General features: G+C 59.1%; 1 protein-coding gene. It reads right to left on the reverse strand.

Annotated elements, in window-relative coordinates:
- Nucleotides 1–269 (reverse strand): secretin N-terminal domain-containing protein (locus tag SB753_RS37580; RefSeq protein WP_410805226.1); only part of this gene is annotated, 269 nt, incomplete at both ends.

Here is a 269-nt window from a genome sequence, read left to right on the forward strand (position 1 = left end):
GGTCGAGCATCTTGTTCAGTTGCGTGGCAATGTCGAGCGCGTTTGCATTCTTCAGTTGTACGACGGACACCGACTGACCGGCCGCCGTATCCACACCGGCGATGATCTGCGCGATACGGCGCACGTTGTCCGCGTAGTCGGTGACGACAATCGTGTTGTTGGCCGGATAAGCGGCCACGGTATTGTTCGGCGAGATCAGCGGCCGCAGCACCGGCAACAGGTTATTCGCCGATTCGTTCTTCAGCACGAACACTTGCGTGACCACCTGG

The organism is Paraburkholderia sp. SIMBA_053 (assembly GCF_046534895.1).
Classification (GTDB): Bacteria; Pseudomonadota; Gammaproteobacteria; order Burkholderiales; family Burkholderiaceae; genus Paraburkholderia; species Paraburkholderia caledonica.